At 73.7% G+C, this 22,384-nt stretch carries 16 protein-coding genes; 10 read left to right on the top strand and 6 right to left on the bottom strand.

The features are described from left to right. Positions 1–184 precede the first annotated feature (184 nt). Together ACEQ2X_RS14505 and ACEQ2X_RS14510 are read left to right on the top strand one after the other, a co-directional pair. A complete protein-coding gene (locus ACEQ2X_RS14505) occupies positions 185–430 on the top strand; it encodes a hypothetical protein (protein ID WP_370326538.1) in 246 nt (81 codons plus the stop codon). Positions 431–504: 74 nt separating this feature from the next. Then, the gene (locus ACEQ2X_RS14510) at positions 505–1,041 is read left to right on the top strand and encodes a hypothetical protein (RefSeq protein WP_370326539.1); all 537 of its coding nucleotides are present in this window, start codon (positions 505–507) and stop codon (positions 1,039–1,041) included. 75 nt (positions 1,042–1,116) lie between these two features. On the opposite strand, the gene ACEQ2X_RS14515 is transcribed toward ACEQ2X_RS14510, so the two are convergent. The 4 genes from ACEQ2X_RS14515 to ACEQ2X_RS14530 form a co-directional block, all read right to left on the bottom strand. Beyond that, positions 1,117–7,566, bottom strand: a complete 6,450-nt coding sequence (locus ACEQ2X_RS14515; RefSeq protein ID WP_370326540.1) for a cell wall-binding repeat-containing protein — start codon at positions 7,564–7,566, stop codon at positions 1,117–1,119. Between the two features lie 140 nt (positions 7,567–7,706). Next, entirely contained in the window at positions 7,707–9,281 is a 1,575-nt protein-coding gene (locus ACEQ2X_RS14520; protein WP_370326541.1) for a thiamine pyrophosphate-binding protein, read from the bottom strand. A gap of 2 nt (positions 9,282–9,283) precedes the next feature. Further along, on the bottom strand, positions 9,284–9,655 hold the full coding sequence (locus tag ACEQ2X_RS14525; protein ID WP_370326542.1) for a cupin domain-containing protein: 372 nt from the start codon (positions 9,653–9,655) through the stop codon (positions 9,284–9,286). Then, on the bottom strand, positions 9,612–10,862 hold the full coding sequence (locus ACEQ2X_RS14530; protein ID WP_370326543.1) for a CaiB/BaiF CoA transferase family protein: 1,251 nt from the start codon (positions 10,860–10,862) through the stop codon (positions 9,612–9,614). The genes ACEQ2X_RS14525 and ACEQ2X_RS14530 overlap by 44 nt, the downstream gene beginning before the upstream one ends. Before the next feature lie 157 nt (positions 10,863–11,019). Between ACEQ2X_RS14530 and ACEQ2X_RS14535 the strand changes: the two genes are divergently transcribed. Genes ACEQ2X_RS14535 through ACEQ2X_RS14550 form a run of 4 tightly spaced genes read left to right on the top strand, consistent with a single transcriptional unit; the run spans position 11,020 to position 14,916 of the window. Beyond that, positions 11,020–11,538 carry a pyridoxamine 5'-phosphate oxidase family protein gene (locus tag ACEQ2X_RS14535; RefSeq protein ID WP_370326544.1) on the top strand — a complete coding sequence of 173 codons (519 nt, stop codon included), beginning with the start codon at positions 11,020–11,022 and terminating at the stop codon, positions 11,536–11,538. After that, on the top strand, positions 11,535–12,731 hold the full coding sequence (locus ACEQ2X_RS14540) for an FAD-dependent monooxygenase (RefSeq protein ID WP_370326545.1): 1,197 nt from the start codon (positions 11,535–11,537) through the stop codon (positions 12,729–12,731). The genes ACEQ2X_RS14535 and ACEQ2X_RS14540 overlap by 4 nt, the downstream gene beginning before the upstream one ends. 29 nt (positions 12,732–12,760) lie before the next feature. Continuing rightward, on the top strand, positions 12,761–14,191 hold the full coding sequence (locus ACEQ2X_RS14545; protein ID WP_370326546.1) for an aldehyde dehydrogenase family protein: 1,431 nt from the start codon (positions 12,761–12,763) through the stop codon (positions 14,189–14,191). A 2-nt stretch (positions 14,192–14,193) separates the two neighbouring features. Continuing rightward, on the top strand, positions 14,194–14,916 hold the full coding sequence (locus ACEQ2X_RS14550) for a GntR family transcriptional regulator (protein WP_370326547.1): 723 nt from the start codon (positions 14,194–14,196) through the stop codon (positions 14,914–14,916). A 23-nt stretch (positions 14,917–14,939) separates the two neighbouring features. Here the strand turns inward: ACEQ2X_RS14550 and ACEQ2X_RS14555 are convergent, their stop codons facing one another. Continuing rightward, positions 14,940–15,710 (bottom strand): DUF3891 family protein, encoded by a 771-nt coding sequence (locus ACEQ2X_RS14555; protein WP_370326548.1) that lies wholly within the window; start codon positions 15,708–15,710, stop codon positions 14,940–14,942. 87 nt (positions 15,711–15,797) lie between these two features. Between ACEQ2X_RS14555 and ACEQ2X_RS14560 the strand changes: the two genes are divergently transcribed. Genes ACEQ2X_RS14560 through ACEQ2X_RS14570 form a run of 3 tightly spaced genes read left to right on the top strand, consistent with a single transcriptional unit; the run spans position 15,798 to position 19,084 of the window. Next, positions 15,798–17,276 carry a DUF1800 domain-containing protein gene (locus ACEQ2X_RS14560; RefSeq protein ID WP_370326549.1) on the top strand — a complete coding sequence of 493 codons (1,479 nt, stop codon included), beginning with the start codon at positions 15,798–15,800 and terminating at the stop codon, positions 17,274–17,276. A 31-nt stretch (positions 17,277–17,307) separates the two neighbouring features. Beyond that, complete coding sequence (locus tag ACEQ2X_RS14565; RefSeq protein ID WP_370326550.1) at positions 17,308–18,540, top strand: DUF1501 domain-containing protein; 1,233 nt, start codon at positions 17,308–17,310, stop codon at positions 18,538–18,540. Positions 18,541–18,562: 22 nt separating this feature from the next. Next, positions 18,563–19,084 carry a Uma2 family endonuclease gene (locus tag ACEQ2X_RS14570; RefSeq protein ID WP_370326551.1) on the top strand — a complete coding sequence of 174 codons (522 nt, stop codon included), beginning with the start codon at positions 18,563–18,565 and terminating at the stop codon, positions 19,082–19,084. Between the two features lie 3 nt (positions 19,085–19,087). Here the strand turns inward: ACEQ2X_RS14570 and ACEQ2X_RS14575 are convergent, their stop codons facing one another. Beyond that, on the bottom strand, positions 19,088–20,926 hold the full coding sequence (locus ACEQ2X_RS14575; protein ID WP_370326552.1) for a DUF6398 domain-containing protein: 1,839 nt from the start codon (positions 20,924–20,926) through the stop codon (positions 19,088–19,090). Positions 20,927–21,001: 75 nt separating this feature from the next. Here ACEQ2X_RS14575 and ACEQ2X_RS14580 point away from each other — a divergent pair, with 75 nt between their 5' ends. Beyond that, the gene (locus ACEQ2X_RS14580; protein ID WP_370326553.1) at positions 21,002–22,354 is read left to right on the top strand and encodes a flavin monoamine oxidase family protein; all 1,353 of its coding nucleotides are present in this window, start codon (positions 21,002–21,004) and stop codon (positions 22,352–22,354) included. Positions 22,355–22,384 lie beyond the last annotated feature (30 nt).

A 22,384-nucleotide genomic window follows, 5' to 3' on the forward strand; every position in this document is an offset into this window, starting at 1 on the left:
CCGCACCGTGGCGGGGACACTGCGGGTGCCGAGTCAGCCGGGCGGGCCAGCGGACCGCCGGAGGGGAGAGGGAATGGCACGGGCGACCATACGACCACGCGGGACCGAGGACATCACGGTCCGTGTCACGCCACGCGACGACGGTGCATTGATCGTCACGTCCAGTGACGGCAGCGTCGCAGAGATGACCGTGCCGGCCGGGGAGGCGCTGACCGTCGTGGTGCGGTGCACCGGTCCGGTCGCCGAGCGCGGCACGATCTACGTCCTGCCCACCGCGGCGTCCGACGGGGTGCTCGAGCACGGTCGCGACCACGTCGAGGCGAAGGTCACCGCGCTCCTCCGCCGGGCGCACGAGGACGCGGAGGCCCGAGCAGCGGAGGTCGACGACGATCAGGTCGTGCACCCGCTGCGGGCTGCACGGGACCGCTAGGCGTCTGCGGGGTGAGGGGGATCGTCGCCGTGCCGTAACGGGAGCGGCGACCGGCCGTGGCACGATGCGCGCAGATGGAGGTCTTCCTGCGCTGTGAGATCCCGGACGTCCCGGGCCGGCTCGCGACGCTGGCGGGCGCGATCGGCGAGTCCGGCGGGGACATCCAGGCCGTCGAGGTCGTGCAGCGCACCCCTGACACGGTGATCGACGACCTGTGGGTCCAGACGCGGGACCTCGCGACGATGGTCGAGCACATCGAGGCCCTCGAGGACACCGCGATCGTGCACACCGGCCCGTCGCGCGGCCTCCCGGGCGATGCGGTCGCCCGGCTTTCGACGGGCATCGACGCGCTGCTGAGCGGTGCGATGAGCCCCGAGGACGGCCTGCCCACCCTGATCGGCGGGCTGCTGTTCGCCGACTCCGCCGAGCTGGTCGAGCCGCACGAGTGGCCGACCAAGCGCAACCGCCGGGTGCTGCGCCTGCAGGTCGTCGGCGGCGTGCTGGTCCTGCGTCGCGAGTACCGTTTCCTCGACGCCGAGATCCAACGGGCCCACCAGGTGCTCACGGTGTGCGAGCGAGCCGCGGCGATCGCGGCCGGGCACGTGCGCTGAGCGCGGGGGTCTGGGGTCTGTCGCCGGCGGGGTCGGTCGCTCGGACCCGTTCGATGAGCGGGCGCCGTGACCCGTCTACCCCACCAGGGCCGCCAAGACCGCCTCGACCTCGCCGCCCACCGCCGATGGGCCGCCGAGGATGATGATGCGCTCGGGCGCGAGCCGCTCGAGCTGTGCGGCGGTCACCTCCGGCAGGGCCGACGTGCCGGTCAGCAGCAGCGGGGCCGGCATCGCGCCGGCGACCGCGCCACCAGCGAGGGCGTCGGGGTAGGCCTGACCGGTCGCGATCACCACCGTGTCGACGGCCTCCGGGAAGGCGTGGGCAGCCACGAGGCCGGCGGTGGCGTGACGATCGGCGCCGGCGAGGCGCGCCACCATCGCGACGCCGTCCAGCTGCCGGACGACGTCCTCGCCCACCGCCGCCGGACCGCCCAGCACCACGATCCGACCTGGGTCGAGACGCGTGATCTCCTCGGCGACGACCGGGGGCACGGCGTCACCGCCGACCAGCAGCACCGGGCCCGGGACCTGCGCGGCAGCCGGCACGCCCGCGAGCGCGTCGGGGTGGTCGGTCCCGGTCGCGATGTACACGGTGTCCGCCCCGGCCGGGAACGTCGCGGCGGACACGGCCGCCGACGTCGCGAACCGGTCGGAGCCGGACAGGCGGGTCACGCCGCCCGAGGTGTGGACGGCGAGCGCGTCGACGACCGCGTCGGACACCGCCGCCGGACCGCCCAGCACGACGATCCGACCCGGGTCGAGGCGGTCGAGCTCGGCCGCCGTGGCAGGGGGCAGGGCGTCCCGTCCCACCAGGAGCATCGGCGCATCGTCCAGCGCCGCCGCGACCCCGCCGCTGAGGGCGTCGGCGAAGCCCTCGCCGGTCGCCACGTAGGCGACGTCGACGCCGGGGTCGAACGCGGCTGCCGACAGCGCGGCCGCGGTGGCGAACCGGTCGGCGCCGGCGATGCGGATGATCCCTGGGGTGAAGGGCTCGAGGCGCTGCCCGTCGTAGGACACCGCGGTCGGCGCGGACGCCGCCGCGGGGTTGGCGACCCGCAGCGAGACCCTCCCGCTGCCGGGTGGCGCGGTGACGGTCAGCACCTGCGGGTCCGCCGCCGCGTCGACCCCGCCCCACCCCGGATCGCCCTCTGCCACGCGGGCCGAGCCGATCTGCACCGCCGTCGCCCCCTCGAGGTCCTGCCCGGTGATCGTCACCACCGTCCCGCCGTCGGCGGACAGCGTGAGCGGGGTCACAGCGGTGACGACCGGGACCGGCCAGCCGATCACCTCTGCGGTGCTCGACAGCCCGACAGCCGTGGCGGTGAGCGACCGCGCTCCCTCGCCGGTCACCCCCGCGACCGTCCGTGCCCGCCCGAACCGGTCGGTCGACACCGCACCGCCGACGCCGCGGGTGCCGTCGCCGAAGGTCACCTCGACGCCGTCGACGGGATGGCCGTCGTCGTCGGTCACCGCGGCGATCTGCACGACGTCGTCGCTGCCGTCACCGATGACGTCCGGCCGCACGAGGTCGAGGGACAGCGCCGACGGGTCGCGGGGGTCGTCACAGCCGAGGCACCCGGAGTCCTCCACGTAGGTGAACGTCGCACCGGCGGCGAGGGGGCTCAGGCCGCCCGGCCCGCCGACGCGGACCGGCACGGTGCCGGTGGCGTCACCCGCGGGGACGACGGCTTCGAGCACGGCGGGGCTGATGAACCTGACGTCGGTCGCGGCGACGCCGCCGACGTAGACCGGCGGGGGCACGACCCGGCTGGCGCTGGTCCCGTCTGCGGTCGTGTGCGGCTCGGTGGTCGCCTGGAAGTCGCGGCCCTCGATGCGGATGGGGGTCCCGCCCTCGAGCGGACCGAAGGCCGGGTCGACGCCGGTCACCTGCGGCGTGGTGGACGTCGACGGCAGCGTGCAGGTCCCTGCGGAGCCCTCAGCGGTGTAGGTGAACAGCGCGGCGTCGCCGGGTGGGCTGGTGCCGTCGCCGGTCGTGACCTGCACGGGCACCACGGTGGTCGGCGCGACGGTGACGATCGCGGGTGCGCACGCGCGGATGGTGCCGTCGGACAGCACCGCGAAGGGCGCATCGACGTCGCCGAAGCGCACCCTGGTGGCGCCGCCGAGGTCGGTGCCGGCGATCACGACCGACCCGCCACCGGCTGCCGGGCCGGTCGCCGGCGTGACCGACGTGATCGTCGGGCCGGGTGCGGTGTAGATGAACACCGGGCTGTCGACCACCGGCTGGTGGCCGTCAGGTCCGACGACGACCAACCGGATCGTCCCCGGTCCCATCGGGGGGAGCGTGACCTCGATGGCGTCGTCGCCACCCGGCTCGGGGGCGGGCAGGGCGGTGCAGGCCGACCCGTCGAAGGTGCAGGCGTGCACCTCGAGGGCCTGCTCGACGCCGCTGCCCTGCAGCACCACGTCGTGGGTCTGGTGGGCCGGTCCGCTGAAGGGGGTCACCGCGATGTCGCCGACCGGGTCGAGGGGTGGACCCACGGGGCCGCCGCCGCCCCCTCCCCCACCGGGTCCGGGGGGTGGTCCGGTGGCCGGCTCGTAGGTGAACGTCTGCGGGGCGCTCGGACCGCCCGGCCCGTGGGCGCGGACCTCCGCGACCGTGCCGGGTGGCAGGTCGGGGGCGACGACGAACACGCGCTGGTCGCTGAGCTGGTCCACGACGTGGCCGTCGGCGCACGGCGATCCGTCGACGGGGCAGAACGTCGCCCAGGCGGGACCGGCCCAGAAGTGGGTCCCGGTCAGCTCGAGGAGGGTGCCGGGACGACCGGTGTCGGGGGTGAGCGACCCCAGGTCGGGCGCGGGGACCTGGAAAGCGAAGGTGCCCCAGCGGCTGTCGAGCCACAGCGACGTGATCATCGGGTTCTTCGAGTCGCCCAGCTCGACGCTGACCGACTGGCTGATCGACGAGGCGGTGGTGCGGCTCTGGCGGTAGTTGACCGTCGTGGTCAGCTCCTCGGTCTGGCTGCCCTTGAGGGTGCCGGTGAGGGTGTAGCCACCGGAGAGGCCCTCGATCTCGAGCTTCGCCCCGGCGCTGACGGCGTACTGGCTGCCGACGATCTCGGTGAGCTGGCTCTCGAAGGCGGTGGTCTGGTCGGTCGCCTGGCTCTGCGCCTCGGTCTCGGTGATCGTGATGGTCCGCTGGCCGTTCGTGCCGGCGCCCGGGACGCCCTGGGCCATGTCCTGCAGCGGGGTGACGAGGTCGCCGAGGGTGGTGCGCGGATCGACCGAGCTGCGCTCGGCCCGGGCGAACGGGTCGAGGCCGATGAGGGAGTCGCAGTCGCTCGGGCTGAGGATGATCTGCTCGTCGACGTCGTCGTAGTACGTGCCGGGCACGGGCAGCGGCACGCCGTCGGCGCACCGGTGGAGCGTGCGGGCGCTGACCGCCCACTCGGACGCCTGCGTGCCGATCATCTGGTAGACGCTCGTCCCGCCGCGGTTCCACACCGCGAACTGGGGGTTGACGAGCAGGATGAACTGGTCGTGCTCCCAGGGTTGGGCGCCGGGGTCGCCGAGCTCCTGGATCCCGTAGGCGCCCAGGCGGCTGGTCTCCCAGGCGTTGGTGAACGCGTGCTCGTAGGTCACGCTGTTGGTGACCTGGGTCGCCTCGGCGTGCACCGAGCGGGTGGTGGTGTCCCAGAAGTCGGTGTAGCCGAAGGACGCCTGGAAGCCGACCGGTCCGAAGGACAGACCGCTGGTGCCCTCGTGCTCGACGGAGGCGTAGACGTTCTGCGCCTGGGCGTGCTGCTGGCCCTGCCCGATCGCGAACTCCGTGGAGGTCGAGCTGGTCTGGGTGAGCGCGAACGACGCGAAGCTCCCGTCGCCCGGCGGCTGGTACATGATCTTGTAGGGCAGCACGCTCATCTGCACCAGGGCAGAGGGTTGCAGCAGGAGGGTGACCGGGCTCGTGTGGCTGTCGGTGTACAGGGCCCGGCCGATGTCGCAGCCGCCGGTCGGAGTGGTCTGCGGATCGGGGGTGGCCTGCCGTTGGATGCCGGCGCAGCGGACCGGCTCGTCCCAGAGGAACGCGCCGCGGTTGGCCCCGTCGGGCGGTTCGAACATCTCGATCTCGACCTCGACCAGCTCGTTGCCGGCGATGGCGACGGGGGTCACCAGCTCGACGACCTGCCCACCGCCGAGTGGGTCGCCTGCGGTGACGTCCACGCCGTTCACCTGGTACCGGAGGTTCCCGCCGGCGCCGATCGGCGGGAACGTGTAGCCCGGTGGACCCTCCAGCGTGATGGTGCCCGATCCCTGGGCGAGTGCTCCGCCGGGGCTCGTGGTGAACGACACCTGCCAGGCGCCGTCCTGCTCGGTGGACTGCCGCCACACCCAGACGTCGGTGACCGAGGCCGTCGGACCCGGGGGCTGGTAGCGATCGAGGCTGGTCTCCGGGGTGACGGGATCGGGGTCTGCGCTGGTCGACACCAGCGGGTGGGTGCCTGCGTGGGCCATCCAGAACTCGTAGTCGACCCGGACGGTCGCGGAGAACTGGCCGTCGGCCATGGCGAACGGCAGCACGTCCTCGACGATGTCGGAGCTGCCCGCGGTGGTGCGCATCGCCACCTCCGGCCCGACGTCGGTCCACGCCCCGCTGGCGTCGAGCTCCTGGAGCTGGGCGATGCAGCGCAGCTGGTTGCCGGCGTACCCGTGGGCGTGGTTCGCGAGGGTGGAGTCCCAGAAGGGCACCGGCACGGCCCCGTCGGTGCGCGGCGACTGCGGCCACGGGCTCGGGGGGTCCCACCGGAGCCCGCAGCTGACCGGCACCTCGACGTCGGGGCTGTCGACCGCCAGGGGCGTGACCGGCAGCGGCTCCGGACCGGGGTTGACGACGCCGGCGATGTCGACCTGGGCGATCTGGGACGCCTGGACCGTGGTCGGGACGATGAGCGTGACGCGGTGAAGCTCGTGGCGGACGACAGAGGGAGCGGGAGCGCCCCCGAAGGTGTACGCCGACGGGTCGGCCGGCAGGACCGTGCCGACCGGGGCCTCCAGGTCGACGCTGTGCGACCCGCCTGCGAGCCCACCGATGCTGCTGGTGCGGAACCGCACCTCCCAATCGGTGCGCGCCCCCGCGGTCGGGTCGTCGGGACGGATGGTGACCTCGCTCACCGCGTTGGCGCCGGGGGCGGCGAAGGTCTGCCCGGCATCGGGGTGGGCAGGACGGCTGTCCCGGTTCGTCCGGACGCTGAACGCGTCGAAGGCGTACGACCCCGCCGGGGGGTTCGTGACGCCGTCGATCCGCAGGTCGACCGCCGTGAGGGGCGGGAGGTGGCTGAGGACCTGGAGGGTCACCTGGGTGTTCGTGTGGTTGATGACGCTGAGCCCCACGCCCGCCAGGGAGTACGCCCGCGGATCGGGCGGCAGCTGGGTGCCCGCCGGCGCGGTGATCGTGATCTCACCGACGAGCGGCGTGAGCTCGTGGGTGGTCATGAACCCGTAGCTCCACGTCGCCGGGCGGCCGGCCTCGCGGGACGACGTGGTCAGCCGGACCTCGCCGACGCTGGTCTGGCTGCCCGCGCCGTCGCCGACGGTCACACCGCGCTCCGGGTGCGCGGGCGCGGGCAGGTGATCGGTCCGGACGCTGAAGTCGGTGTTGGCGTAGCTGGCGGCCGGTGCCAGACCGACGAAGGCGACGGTCACGGTGATCCGCTCCCCCGCAGGGACCGTCGCCGTCTCCGGCAGCGCGATCGTGACGACGTGCGGTTGCGGGGTCGCCACCGCGAGGTCGGTGTCGAGCAACTGGCCGAGGGAGCTCCCCTCGACCTCGTAGCGCCGCAGCTCGTGACCGAAGTGGAACCCGTTCGGCGCGGTCAGGGTGATGACGGTCCCGGTCGCGGCGGTCGGGGTGGTGAAGCTGATCTCGGCCATGTCGGTGTCGTACGGCGGGAGCCCGGGGGGGTTCGGCGGCTGACGGGTCGGAAGGTGCGTGACCGTCCACGTGACGTCGGTGACCTGCTGGCCGGCGGCCGGTGCTGACAGGATCAGCGGCACGGCGGGGTGGCCGGCGGCGCTGTCGCGGAAGGTGGTGACGGTCACCGACTGGGGGGTCCGCTCGAGCCCGCGGAGCGGGACGTCGGGGAGCGTCCAGTCCGTGCCCGCATCACACCCCACCGGGAGGTCGTGGAAACGGCCGAACTCGACGTTGGCGCCGGCGACGAGGTCCACCAACTCCTCGCGCTGGTCGTCGTCGGTGTGGTCGTACGGCGTCCGTGCGGCGGCCTGCGGGTCCTCCCAGCTGGCCCGGTACTGCCAGAACGCGGGCTGCGCGACGCACGGGCCGCTGGCGCGGAAGGCGAAGGCGGCGTCGTCCAGGTGCTGTGTCGGCAGGGCGGCGTCCCACCCGAGCGTGAGCTCGCTGGGCGGCGGGGCCGCCGGCTGGGCGGACGTCGGCTGCCCGACCAGCACGGCGATGGCCAGCGGAACCCCGACCAGGGCCAGAGCCGCCAGGAGTCGCCGAGGGGTGCGCACCCACCCCCCGACGTTCGTCGTCGCGGTGGTGCCCATTCCCGCTCCTGTCACCCGCAGTCAGATCAGCCGGTGGTGCCTGACTGCGGGGGCGTCACGCCGACGGAGCCAGACTCACTGGCAGTGACGTCACTGTCAACCCCCTTTCATGTCACGGGGCGGAGGGGACGCGCGCCCCTTCAGCCGCGCGTGACCGCGATCACGTGCCGGTAGCCCGACGGGTCGACGCGCGCATCGACCAGCCGCGGGCCCGGTGCGGGGTCGGCCACGGCACGTCGCAGCGCGTCCACGTCCCGGACTGCGACCCCCGGCACGCCCATGCCCTGGGCGACCGCGGCGAAGTCCGTCGGGTGGTACCGCACCGCCGTGCTGCCGCCCTGCCCCTCCCCCTGCTTGATCTCGATCAAGCTCAGCGCGGCGTCGTTGAACACCACCACCGTCACGTCGAGGGCCAGGCGCGCGAGCGTCTCGAGCTCCGCCAGCACCATCCCCAACCCGCCGTCCCCGGTCATGCAGATCACGCGCTCCCCCGGCCGGGCGAGCGCCGCGCCGATCGCCGCGGGCAGGCTGAAGCCCATGGTCGCCAGGCCGTTCGAGATCAGCACCGACTCGGCCCCCTCCGCCTGCCACAGGGGCATGGCCACCAGCATGTGCGCGCCGGCGTCCACGGTGAGCACGACGTCGCCCACCGCGGCCTGCACCGTCCGCACCACCTGGTGCGGGGTCAGCGTGCCGTCGGCGGACGGTCCGACCTGCAGCCGGTCGAGGTCCTCGCGGCGGACCGCGCCCCCTTCCCCCGACGGCCACTCCGGACGTGCGGCGTCCAGCACGCGGGGGAGCACCTGGCGGTGGTCGCCGACCACCTCGACCGGCGCGCCGACGTAGGCGGTCTCCACCGGGTAGGAGCCCACCAGCACCACCGGGGCGTCGTAGCGCCACGGCCCGGGCATGGGCTCGACCGGGTCGAGGCCCACACCGACGATGAGGTCGGCGCGCGCCAGCAGCGGCCGTTCGATGCTCGCCCCGGTGAAGAGCCCGGCGAAGGTCGGCCAGGACTCCGGGACGACGCCCTTCGCCTCGTACGTCACCAGGACGGGGCAGTCCAGCCCGTCCAGGGCCGACCGCACCGCGTCGGCGTGCGCCACCGCGTCCAACCCGACGATGACGACCGGCCGCCGGGAGGCGGCCACCAGCTGACGCGCGTGCGCCAGCAGCGCGGGGTCGCCCACGGGCGTGGGGCTGACGTCCGGCACCTCGTCACCGGGCACCGACGCGTCGACCGACAGGTACACCGCCCCCGCAGGTCCGGCCTGGGCCAGGCGGGCCGCCCGCGAACCCATCCGGGCCGGGTCGGCCCTACCCGCGACGCCTGCCCACTTGGTGAGCGGGCGCGCGGCGGCGACCTGGTCGAGGCGCTGGTGGGCGACCCGAGATGTGTCCGCCTGGGCGATCGCGTCGCTGATCACCACCAGCGGGAAGCGGTCCAGGGTCGCCTGGGCCAGCCCGTTCGCCGCCGCGGTCACCCCTGGGCCGCGCGTGACGGTCGCCACGCCGGCGGTCCCCGTCACCCGGCCGTGGGTGGCGGCCGCGATGCAGGCGGCCACCTCGGTGTGGGTCAGGGTGAAGTCGATCCCGACGGCCGCGGCCGCGCCGATCAGGTCCAGGTTCACCCCGCCGCCGGGCACGCCGAAGAGGCGGGTGACGCCGGCCTCGGCCAGCCCCTCCACCAGCCCCCGAGCGACAGCCGGCTGCACGGTCAGTCCAGCAGCTCGACGGTGACGAAGCGCATCACGGTGTCGCCGTAGTTCTCGAAGTCGTGGATCGTCGGGTCGTCGGCGGTGTGCTCGGAGTAGTTGGTGTCCCCCTCGTGGTACTCGCGCACCACCATCGTCCCGTCCGCGGTCCGCTGCCGGCCGATGCCGCCGTCGACCACGGTCCAGAAGTACCGGCGGGTGTGGGCGTGGAACGGCCCGCGCTCCCCCGGCTCGAGCTTCACCTCCCAGACCCGGATCGCCTCGTTCTCGAAGTTCAGCTTGGTGCCGACGTCCAGGTTGCCCGGCGCCGCCTCGAGCTCCTCGGCGTAGTCATCGGGGTCGAACGTCGTCTCGGTGATGATCCGTGGTGCCACGGCGCTGCTCCTCTTCCTCGTCGGCTCGGGTCGCCCCGGCTGCCGCGGTCACGGCCGCCATGACCTCGGCGGTGTGCTCGCCTAGCAGCGGGGCGCGGGTGAAGGTCTCCGCCGGGGTGCCGGTCAGCTTGATCGCCGAACCGATCACCCGGACGGGGGTGCCGCCCGGGTGGTCGACCTCGACGATCATCTGCCGGGCCGCGACGTGGGGATCTGCGGCGATGTCCGCCGCGGAGTTGACCGGTCCGCACGGGATGCGCCCGGCCAGCGCCTCCACCACCTGCGCGGTCGTCCGCGTGACCGACCAGCCCTCGACCAGCCGGTACACCTCGGCCGCACGCGACAGGCGGGCGGCGTTCGTGGCGTACCGCGCGTCGCTGCCCAGCTCGGGGGCGCCCATGATCTCGGCGAGGAGGCGCCAGTGGTGGTCGGAGGGTGCGGCCACGGCGACGAACCCGTCGGCGGTCCGCACCAGGCCGTAGGGGCAGAGGAGGGGGTGGGTGTTGCCCTGCGGACGCGGGCTCTGGCCGGTGATGGCGTGCTGGTAGACGATCCGCTCGCACAGCGCCAGCACGCCGTCGTACATGCCGACGTCGACCATCTGCCCCTCGCCCGTCGCCTCGGCGTGGCGCACCGCGGCCAGGATCCCGACCGCGGACAGGGCCGCGGGGAAGGTGTCCCCGACGCCGGGCCCGACCTTGACCGGGGTGTCGGCGTCCAGGCCGGTGATGCCGATCAGCCCGCCGACGGCCTGGGCGATGATGTCGAAGGCGGGCCGGTCGACGTACGGGCTCTCACCCGTGCGCGGATCGCCGAACCCGCGGATGCTCGCGTACACCAACCGCGGGAAGCGGGCGTGCAGGTCCTCATACGCGAGTCCCAGCCGCTCCATGACCCCCACGCGGAAGTTCTCGACCAGCACGTCCGCGGTGCCGAGGAGGTCGAGCAGGGCGGCCCGCCCCTCCTCGGCCTTGAGGTCGAGCACCACGCTGCGCTTGTTCCGGTTCGTGCTGGCGAAGTACCCGCCGTAGGAGCCTTCAGCCTCCCCACCGTCGACGAACGGCCCCCACCGCCGGGCCACGTCGCCGTCAGGGGGCTCGACCTTGATCACGTCCGCGCCGAGGTCTGCCAGCAGCATCGTGCAGAACGGGCCGCTCAGCACCTGCGTCAGATCGACGACGCGGAGCCCCGCCAGCGGCCTGGCCACGCTCAGCTCCGCGGAAGTGTTGACAGTTCGGCCACGAGGCGTGACGGTATCCCGGCGACCTGCGGCACTTCAAGCGGGATCGCCGGCGGTGCAGACCGTCGGAGCCGGATGGACTGTCAGCACCTGGTGTGCCTGGCAGGTGAGGAGGAGACCCCGGATGTCGATCACGGTGGCCAAGTTCAAGGACGTGGCAGAGGGCACCCAGCCCGGCCAGTTCACCATCGGCGAGCGCGAGCAGGTGAGCAGCCTGGACGAGCTGGACCCGATCTACAGGCAGCTGCTCGACGAGCCGGTCACCGCCACCGTCGCGGTCATGGGGGACGCCGGCCGGCCGAACCTGACCCCGGTGTGGTTCGACTACGAGGGCAACACCGTCCTGCTCAACCTGGCGACCCACCGCAAGAAGGTCGACTGGCTCAGGGCGACGCCGCAGGCGACGTTCCTCCTGATGAACCCCGAGAACGCCTACCACTGGATCTCCATCAAGACGACCGTGGAGCGGGAGATCTCCGAGGACGACCCGGAGGAGGGCCCCGGCGTCACCGCGCAGCTCAACAAGATCTTCAAGAAGTACACCGGCGGGGACGAGTACGCGCTGCGCGATCCCTCCTTCGACGAGCGCCGGGTGCTGTTCGTGATGTCGGTCGACTCGATCGCGACCTTCGGGCGCCCGTGACCGGACCGCGGCCCCCCATGCCGCGGGTGGCGGTGGTCGGCGGATCCCTGGGCGGCCTGACCACCGCCCTGCACCTGCGGGACCTCGGCTGCGACGTGGCGGTCTACGAGCGCTCCTCGTCCGCGCTCGACGCCCGCGGGGCGGGCATCGCGGTGCTCGACCAGACCCTCCGGTACCCCGTCGAGCGGGCGGGGGTGTCACCGTCGACGTTCTGCTCGACCACGGCGTGGATCCGGTTCCTCCACCACGACGGATCGGTGCAGCACGCCCAGCAGCACCCCTACCGGTTCTCCTCCTGGAACGCGGTGTACCGGACGTTGCTCGAGGCGTTCGACGCCGACCGCTACCACCTGGGCGCGGAGATGACGTCGTTCGCCAGCGGCGACGACGCGGTTGAGGTGCGGTTCGCGGACGGCGACCCGGTCACCGCGGATCTGCTGGTGTGCGCCGACGGGGTCAACTCGACGGCGCGGGAGCAGCTGCTGCCCGACGTCACGCCTGCCTACGCCGGCTACATCGCCTGGCGCGGCACGATCCCCGAGGCGTCGCTGTCGGCGGCGACCTACGACCGGTTGCACGATGCGCTGACCTACCAGCTGCTGCCGCACAGCCACATCCTCGTCTACCCGATCCCCGGTCTCGACGGGGCGGTGGCGGAGGGGCAGCGGCTGATGAACATCGTCTGGTACCGCAACGTCGCCGCCGAGGCGCTGCCGGCGCTGCTGACCGACCGGGACGGGCAGGAGCGGACCGTCTCGGTGCCACCGGGGATGATGCGCGACGACGCGGTCGACGAGATGCACCGCTACGCCGCGGCGAACCTGGCGCCGCCGATCGCCGAGGTGGTCCTGTCCATCTCCGAGCCGTTCGTGCAGGCGGTCGTCGACATCGCGGTCCCGCGCATGGCCGAGGGTCGGGCCTGCCTGGTCGGCGACGCGGCGTTCGCCGTCCGCCCGCACGCCGCCGCCGGCACCGCGAAGGCCGCCGAGGACGGCTACGTCCTGGCTCAGGAGCTCGACGCCGCCGACGGTGACGTGCCCACCGCGCTGGCCGTCTGGGAGGAGCGCCAGCTGGCCCTCGGCAGGTCGCTGCTCGAGCGGACCCGCGAGATCGGCGACAGCTCGCAGTTCAGCGGCACCTTCCGCCCGGGTGACCCGCGGCTGGTCTTCGGCCTGTACGAGCCCGGCGGCTGACGGCCCCCATCGAACCCGAGGAGCACACCGTGGACCGACATCCCGCGATCATCGATGGCCAGGACACCGAGGGTGAGGGGTGGATCGAGGTCGTCGACCCGGCCACCGGTGCACCGTTCGCCGAGCTCGCCGCCGGCGGTGCGGCGCAGGTCGACGCCGCGGTGACCGCCGCCCGCCGGGCACAGCCGGCCTGGGCGGGTACCCCCGCATCCGGTCGTGCACGGGTGCTCCGCCGACTGTCCGGCCTGATCGCGGCACGGCGGGACGCGCTCGCGGCGATCGAGTGCCGGGACACCGGCAAGCCGCTGCGCCAGGCCTACGCCGACGTCGACGTGGCCGCGCGGTACCTCGAGTTCTACGCCGGCGCGGTCGAGACCCTGTACGGCGACACGATGATCCCCTCCGCCGGCCACCTCGCCTACACCCTCCGCGAGCCCTTCGGCGTCACCGGGCACATCGTGCCGTGGAACTACCCCCTCCAGATCAGCGCCCGGACGGTCGCGCCGGCGATCGCGGCGGGCAACTGCGCGGTGCTGAAGCCGGCGGAGGAGGCGGCGCTCGGGCCGCTCGCGATGGCCCGGCTGGCGCACGAGGCCGGGTTGCCGGCCGGGGTCCTGAACGTGGTGCCGGGCCGCGGTCAGGACGCCGGCGCGGCCCTGGCGGCGCACACGGGGATCGACCACCTCTCCTTCACCGGCTCGAGCGAGGTCGGTCGGCTGGTCACCGTGGCCGCGGCTGCCCAGCACATCCCCGTCGTGCTCGAGCTCGGCGGGAAGTCCCCGAACATCGTGTTCGCCGACGCCGACCTGGACGCCGCGGTGCCGATGATCACCAACGCGATCCTGCAGAACGCTGGGCAGACCTGCTCGGCCGGCTCGCGGCTGCTGGTGCAGTCCTCTCTGCACGCCGAGCTGGTCGAGCGGCTGGCGGGCACCTTCGCGGCGGTCCGGATCGGCCGTGGCGCGGACGACCCCGACCTCGGGCCGCTGATCAGCGCGGGGCAGCGCGATCGGGTGCAGCGGATGGTGGGCGCGGCGGTCGAGGGCGGGGCGGGCCGCCTGGTCCACGGCGGCGGCGTGCCCGAGGGGGTGGAGGCGGGCGGGTTCTTCTACGCCCCCACGTTGCTCGACGACGTCGACCCCTCCGCGGAGATCGCGCGGGAGGAGGTGTTCGGGCCCGTCCTCGCCACCTCCGCGTTCGAGGACGAGGACCACGCCGTCGCGCTGGCCAACGGCACCGACTACGGGTTGATCGCGGCCGTGTGGACCCGTGACGTGGGCCGGGCGCACCGGATGGCCGCGGCGGTGCAGGCGGGTCAGGTCTTCGTCAACACCTACGGGGCGGGTGGAGGGGTGGAGTTGCCCTTCGGCGGGGTGAAGCGGTCGGGGCACGGTCGGGAGAAGGGCCTCGAGGGTCTGGTCGCCTACACCCAGACCAAGTCGGTCGTGGTGCGGCTCTGAGCGTGATCGTCGACCCGGGCAGCCGCGCGTCGACGGACGCGATCTACGGTCACCTCCGCCACCGGATCCTCACCGGTGACCTGGCGGCCGGGTCCGAGCTCGCGCAGGCACCGGTCGCGAAGGCCTACGGCGTCAGCCGCGGGCCGGTGCGCGAGGCGTTCCGGCTGCTGCAGCGCGAGGGGTTGATCACCTCGGAGGTGAACCAGCGCGCACGCGTGGCCCCGCTGTCGCTCGACGACATCGAGCACACGTACGCGCTGCGCGTGGTGAACGAGTCGGTGGCGCTGGCGGTGAGCGTGCCCCGCTTCAGCGGGGACGAGCTCGATCAGATGGACCGGATGGCTGCGGTGGTGGCGGCGGCGGACCCCCAGGACTTCGAGACGTGGGACCGCCAGCACCAGCAGTTCCACGCCATGCTGTTCGCCCACGCCGGCCGGGCGATGGCCCGGTCGATCCAGCAGTGGGGCGACCACGCCGAGCGGTACCGCCGGGCCTACGTGTCAGACGCGGACGGCGGCTGGATGGCCGGCGCGGGCGAGCACGCCGAGCTGGCCACGGCGTGCCGCGCCGGTGACACCACCCACGCCACCGCCCTGCTCGCCCGACACCTGTCCCGCGCCGGCCTGCGGCTGATCGCCACGATCGACCCGACCCACGACCCCGCGCTGCTGCGCGCGGCGGTCCGGCAGGCGACGGCGGTCGAGGCGGGGGGTGCGGGGGACTGAGCGCCGGGTGCGCGGGATCCACGTCAACCCACGAGCCGGACGCCGAGGTGGGTGGCGCGGGTGGCCGCGAGCTCGGCATCCCAGTCGTCCTGGCCGGCGTAGGCGCGGTCGGGCAGCTCGAACATGCGGACGGGGATGTGGACCTCCTCCTCCCCGAAGGGGTACGGGTCGAGGCGGATCGTGACCGGGTCCACCCGCATGGCGGTGATCGGGTCGCCCAACCGGCCGTCCTCCATCGGCGCCGGACCGAGCTGGGCGTGGTCCTGGCCCCAGACCGCCACGATCGAGATGCGGTCCCACAGCTGGAGCAGCCGGTAGTCGTGCCACACCTCCGCCTCGGTCAGTCCCAGCTCCTCGCGCAACCGCTGCTGGCGGGCCTCCTCAGCGGTGACGAACGCCTGGCTGTGGTCAGCCAGCTCCTCGACCGGGGTGACCCGCGCGCCGTCGACGCCGTACCGGCCCCGGTACAAGCCGCTCGCGTGCATGCTGATCAGCAGCGTCGCGTGGGGGTGGGTCGGCTCGAGGAAGTCCACCCCGTAGCCGTAGAACCGGGCGTGCGTGCGCCGGTCGACGGTCAGGAAGTCCGCCGGCCGGCCGTCGGCGGTGAAGTCCGGCGCCACCTCGTAGCGCCGCCAGCCCTCGTCGTGGTACCGGGCGGCCATCACCGCGGCGACCCGGGAGACGGGCGGGGCGAACCCGTGGCCGCCCCAGCCGGCGCCGACGTCGCCGGCCTGGTTCATGTGCTCGGTCTGCGGGGTCATCCGCAGCCTGCCCTCGTGGGTCCAGAAGAACATGCCCGGCACTCTGCCGGATCGCCCAGGGGTCAGGTCGCACGTGCCCCGGCCGATGAGCTCCCGTCACGCTGGCGCACGGGGACGGGGATGGACCACTACGTACGGGGAGGGAGGGGGGACGCCGTTCCCCGCCTGTTCGCGGAGAAGTTCAGCTTCGGCGCGACGCCGCAGCTGGTCGACGACATCACCGCGGCGGGGCCCTACGCCTGGTTGGACCGCCAGCTGGACTGGGGGTCGATCCCCGAGGACCCGCAGCTGACCGGCACGCTCGGGTCGTTCCGCACCCTCGGTCTGGTCGGTCCGCAGCGCGCGAACCCGGACATGGTGCCGAAGATGGCGCGGGAGCAGCGGCTCGCGACGCTGCTGCGGGCGGTCCACTCGCCCCGCCACCTCCACGAGGTGCTGGTCGAGTTCTGGAACGACCACTTCAACGTGACCTTCGAGTCCGGGATCACCAACAAGACGATCCTGATGGCCGACCGCGACGTCGCCCGGGCCCACGCGACCGGCCGGTTCGCCGACCTGCTGCTCGCCTCCGCCCGGTCGGTGGCGATGCTGGCCTACCTCGACAACGACCGGTCCCGCGCGCCGCACCCGAACGAGAACTACGCACGCGAGCTGATGGAGCTCCACACCCTCGGCGTCGACGGCGGCTACACCGAGGCCGACGTGGTGCAGGCGGCCCGGGCTCTGACCGGCTGGTCCCGCTCGAAGCTCGACGCCGAGGACACCCACTTCGGGTTCGTCTACAAGGACCGGGACCACTACACCGCCGGTCCGATCCAGGTGATGGACCTCGTCATGCCCGCCATGTCCGGTCCCGACTCGATCCGTCACGGCGAGACCCTGCTCGCGTTCCTGGCCGCCCACCCCGCCACCGCGACGCACCTGTGCACCAAGCTCGCGCGGCGCTTCGTGGCCGACCAGCCGCCGCGGGACCTCGTCGACGCGATGGTCGACACGTGGTTCACGAGCGACGGGCACATCGCCGCGGTCATCCGGACCATGGCCCGCCACGCCGCGTTCCTCGCCAGCCGCGGCCGGAAGGTCGACCGGCCCTTCGGCGCGCTGGCCCGGATGCTGCGGATCCTCGGCGACACCCTCACGCTCCCGTTGGCGGGCGGGGCCGACGCGCCGGCCGCGCCGAAGGTCGACAACCTCATGAACCGGCTGGGCCAGCCACCCTTCGGCTGGGCGGCACCGAACGGCTACCCCGACGTCGCCGCGCATTGGGCGACCAGCGGCGGGCTGCTGGTCCGCTGGAACACCGCCCTGGACCTGGTCAGCGACCGGATCGAGGGGGTCACCTTCGACGCCGCCGCGTTCCGCGCACGCATCACCGCACCGACAGGATCGGCGCCGGCAGGATCGGCAGCGACCGTCGGCGAGCTCATCGCAGCGCTGTCGCTGCACGTGATCGGCCGTTCCCCGACGACGGCGGAGGGCGACGCGTACGCCGCCGTCACCGCCCTGCCCGCGACCGCGCCGGCCGGTGAGCTCGACGACGTCGCGTTCCGCGCCCTGGTGGCCGCGGCCCTGTCGACCCCCGCCGGGCAACGGCGCTGACCCACCCCTCCCCCACCACAGGACCGACCCGATGCCCACCGCCACCGCCCCGGCGACCATGACCCGCCGGACGTTCGCCAAGTCCGCCTGCGCCGGCGTGGTCGCCGCTGCCGCCACGCGCCTGTGGACCCCGACCGCCGCGTTCGCCGCCGACGGCCAGGCCGACCGCACGCTGGTCGTGGTGTTCCTCCGCGGCGGCATGGACGGCCTGTCGGCGCTGATCCCCTTCGGCGACCCGCTGTACACGACCCTGCGGCCCACGATCGGCGTGCCCGCCGACCAGATCATCCGGCTGGACGCCACGTTCGGGCTGCACCCGGCGATGGCCCCGCTCCACGACCTCTACCGTGACGGCCACCTCGCGCTGGTCCACAGCTCGGGATCGGTCGTCGACAGCCGCAGCCACTTCGAGCAGCAGGCCACCATGGAGGCCGGCACGACCGATGGCGTCGCCGAGACCACCGGCTGGCTCGCCCGGCACCTCGCCGCCACGGGCGTCACCGCCGTCCCCCTCCACGCGATGGCGTGGGGCAACGCGACCCCCGCGTCCCTCCGCGGCGACCTGGGCGCCCTGTCGATGCGGAACATGGGGTCGTTCAACCTCGCCACCTTCGGCGGGCTCCGCGACCGCACCCGCACGGCGATGCGCACGCTGTACAGCGGGACCGACGAGACGCTCAGCGGCCCCGGCCTGGCCGCACTGGACGCCATCGACCGCGTCCGCGGCATCCGCGACGGCATGGGCGAACCGGCCGTGACCTACCCGAAGGGCGGCCTCGCCACCTCCCTCCGCGAGATCGCCGGCACGATCAAGGCCGACGTGGGGTTGTCCGCCGCGACGGTCGACGCCGGCGGCTGGGACATCCACGCCGGCGCCGGCGACATCTCCTCGGGTCCCCAGGCCCAGCGACTGGCCGACCTCGCCGGCAGCCTCCGCGCCTTCGCCGACGACCTGGGCAGCTGGATGGCCCGCACCACCGTCGTGGTCATGAGCGAGTTCGGCCGCCGCGCCGCCCAGAACGCGAGCGGCGGCACCGACCACGGCCGCGGCAACCTGATGATCGTCCTCGGCCAGGGCGTCCGCGGCGGCATCCACGGCGACTGGCGCGGCCTCGACGACGGCGCCCTGGACCGCGGCGACATCCCCGTCACCACCGACTACCGCAACATCGTCGGCGAGGTCGTCGCCAGCCGGCACGGCGCCGCCAGCTACCTCGACCAGGTCTTCCCCCAGCACACCTTCACGTTCCGCCAGGTCGCGTGAGGGACGCGACTACGATGACCCCATGCGCACGGTGCTCAACGGGCCCCCGGACGTCCTCCAGCGGTGGTTGGACGAGCGGCGGGCGCGCGGGCAGGACCTGCACGACGAGGTGTGGGAGGGCGTCTACCACGTGGCACCAGCTCCTCACCCGGCGCACGGGTACCTCGACGACGAACTGGCGGCCGTGCTCCGGCCCTACGCCAAGGCCGCGGGCCTGACCGGCAGCGGTCCGTTGAACATCGGGAGTCCCGACGACTACCGCGTGCCGGACAGGGCGTACCTCCGCGGGCTCCCGGACGAGACGTTCGTCCCGACCGCCGCCGTCGTGGTCGAGATCGTGTCACCCAACGACGAGACGTGGGCGAAGCTCGACTTCTACCACCGCCACGACGTCGACGAGCTGCTCATCACCGACCCCCGCGACCGTACGGTGCGCTGGTTCCTCTGGGGCGAGACCGGCTACGTGGAGGCCGACGCGAGCCGGGTGCTGCAGCTGCCCGCGACGGCGCTGCACGACGCGATCGACTGGCCGCCCGCAGGGTGAGCCTCACGCCAGCTCGTCGCGCTGGCGGATGATCCAGCGGCGTTGCGCGCTGGTGAGGAACGCGGGCGAGTCCAGGTGGTAGCCGGTGTAGTCGATCGGGATGTCGAGGGTGTCGAGGATCGTCAGCGCCCGCTCGCGCGGGCTGGCCTTGACGCCGAGGTGGGCCTGCAGGTCCATGATCCGGACGTCGTGGCGGGCGAACGCCTCGTTGGCGTTGCCGATCAGCCAGCAGATGGCGGCCGCCGCCGTCTGGACCTGCCCGCGCCGCAGCGTCGCGGGGTTGGACCGCTGGGTCTCGGTGATCAGCCTCCGGCAGGCGGTGCGGAGCTCGACGTCCCAGGCGGTGTCGCACCAGCCGTCGGTCAGGCCGGCGACGGCGCGGGCACGGTCGGCGTCCTCGGGCGCGAGCCCGCTGACGTCGAGGGGCTCGTCCGGCAGGGGCTCGTCGGTGAGGGCCGCCAGTGCGGCGGCGCCGCCGACCTGGGCCTCCAACCGCTCGCGCCGGTACTGCTCGGGTGACCAGTCGTCCCAGCCCTCGTCGGGGTCCGTCCACCCCTCGTCCGGGTCCAGCGCGCCCATCTGCTCGAGCAGCGCCATCGGGCCCATCCGGCGCGGGCCGCTGATGGCCTGGAGGAACTCCGCGGTGCACGTGCCGATCGACGTGACGGTCCGAGAGGTGACGGCGGCCGGCAGGCCGCGCTCGGAGTGGGCGAACCGGACGACGGCCTCGGCGACGGCGGGCACCTTCTCCAGGTAGGCACGGTCGGCCATGACCTTCCGGGGGACCCAGTCGAGCAGGAGGATCTCGACGGTCACCGGCGTCCAGCGCAGCGGATCGCCGGCGTAGTGGGCGGCGTACTCGACGAGGAGCTCGACCAGCGCCTCGGTGTCCGGGTCGTCCCGCAGCGCATCGACGTGGGAGGAGGCGAGCACACCGTCGACCACCGCGGCGACCTCGGCCTGCGACCACTCCCGCGGCTCGGGCACCTCCCCTCCGGCGGGCAGCAGGCTGATCGCCCACTCGAGCAGCGGGCGGACCATCGGCCAGGTCTCGGTGTGCGGCATGCCGAGGGTCATGTCGGCGATCCGCAACCCCTCCTCCAGCCGTGCCCGGCCGACGGCGGGGTCGATGTCGGTGAAGCGCGGCGGGACGTCGCGGGTCGCCTCCCCGGCCGCGATGTCGCGGAACGCCGCGACCGCGTCATCGAGGGCCAGCGGCACGCAGAACGCGTCCTTCAACGCCGACCCCATCGTGTGGTCGATCAGCGCGACCAGCGTCGTCGGGTCACCGTCGGGCACCACGAGCCCGAGCATCAGGTTCTCGTCGTCGCCGAGGTCGTCGCCCATCTCGACGACCCGCTCGACCGCCGCACCGCCCAAGCCGGCCAGCCACGCGGGCAGCCGGTGCGGGCGCCGACGGAGGGTCTGGCGGACCCGGCGGGCGGTGACCTCGTCGACGTCGCCCAGCTGCTCGAACGCGGCCAGCAGGGCGGTCGTCTCAGCCACCGGGGTGTGGATGAACGAGTCGATCAGGTCCGCGAGCTGCCAGCCGTGGGGGTCGGCCGCGGTGTCGAGCCCGTCCTCGGGCTCCCACGGCGATCGCTCCCGCGGCCGCAGGCTCTGGATCAGCGCGCTGGCCATCTCGAGGAACACCGACGGGTGCCCGGCGTCGAGCGCGTCGCGCACGTGGAGGAACAGGTCCGGCTCGTCCCCCATGCCGCCGTCGAAGACGTGCATCCCCTCGGGTGAGGGGTGGGAAGGCCGTGGGCGCTGCGCCGCGCGACGGCGGGCCTTCGCCTTGTCACGTCGGGACTTGTCCTTACCTGCGCGCTTCTTCGCCATGGCCCGCATCGTCGCGGACGATCGGTGGTCGTGCACACCACGCTCCCGTGACCGGCGCGGTGCGATGATGCGCTCGTGCACGACGTGATCGTCATCGGTGCCGGCCTGTCGGGCGTGGCTGCCGCCCGTGCCCTGGTCGCCGCCGGCCTCGATGTCGTGGTCCTCGAGGCCCGGGACCGCGTCGGCGGGCGGACCCTGGACCACCCCATCGGGGACGGCGCGGTCGTCGAGCTGGGCGGCCAGTGGATCGGTCCCACCCAGACCCGGATGGCCGCGCTGGCCGACGAGCTCGAGATCGCGACGTTCGAGACCCACGGCACCGGCGCCCACCTGTTCGAGGCGCGCGGGCAGCTGCGGCGCTACCGCGGGACGATCCCGCGGACCCCGAACCCGCTGGCCGTCCTCGACGTCGGGATCGCGATGGCGCGGCTGAACCGGCTGGCCGAGCAGATCGACGTCGACGCGCCCTGGCGCTCGCCGCGGGCGCGGCTGCACGACACCCAGACCGTCGCGACCTGGCTGCGCCGCAACGTCGCCACCCGGGACGGCCGTGCGCTGCTCAAGCTCGTCGTCGAGGGCGTGTGGGCAGCCGACCCCGCGGACGTGAGCTTCCTCCACCTGCTCACCTACATCGCCTCCGCCGGGTCGCTCGAGCTGCTCACCGACACCGCCGGCGGCGCCCAGGAGCGCCGGTTCGTCGGCGGCTCCCAGCAGGTCGCGGTCCGCCTGGCCGATCGGCTCGGCGACCGGGTGCGCCTCGACGAGCCTGTCCGCCGGATCGACCGCGCCGACGACGAGGTGACCGTCACGACCGACCGGGGCACGCACCGCGCCCGCCGGGTCGTCGTCGCGATCCCCCCGACCCTCGCCGGCCGGCTGGTGTACGCACCCGCACTGCCCGGCGACCGGGACGGGCTGACCCAGCGCTACGCCCAGGGGAGCGTCGTCAAGTGCATGGCCGTCTACCCCGAGCCGTTCTGGCGCGACGACGGGCTCAGCGGCCAGGCCACCAGCATCGACGGGCCGGTGAAGGTGGTGTTCGACAACTCCCCGCCCGACGGGCGCCCAGGCGTGCTCCTCGGGTTCCTCGAGGGCCGCCAGGCGAGGGTCCACGGCCGCCGCAGCCCGGCCGAGCGCCGCGCCGTCGTCACCGCCGCCCTCACCCGCCTGTTCGGCCCGCGAGCAGCCGACCCGATCGACTACGTCGACAAGGCCTGGGCGGAGGAGGAGTTCACCCGCGGCTGCTACGCCGGCTACCTGCCACCCGGCGGCTGGACCGACCACGGCCACGCCCTGCGCCGTCCGATCGGGCCGATCCACTGGGCGGGCACCGAGACCGCCACGGTCTGGAACGGCTACATGGAGGGTGCCGTCCGCGCCGGCGAGCGCGCGGCGGCAGAGATCATCGGAACCCTCCCCTCGCCCTGACCTCCTTCTGCGGCATGCTGGAGCCGGACG

This window comes from Euzebya sp. (genome assembly GCF_964222135.1).
In the GTDB taxonomy this organism is placed as follows: Bacteria; Actinomycetota; Nitriliruptoria; order Euzebyales; family Euzebyaceae; genus Euzebya.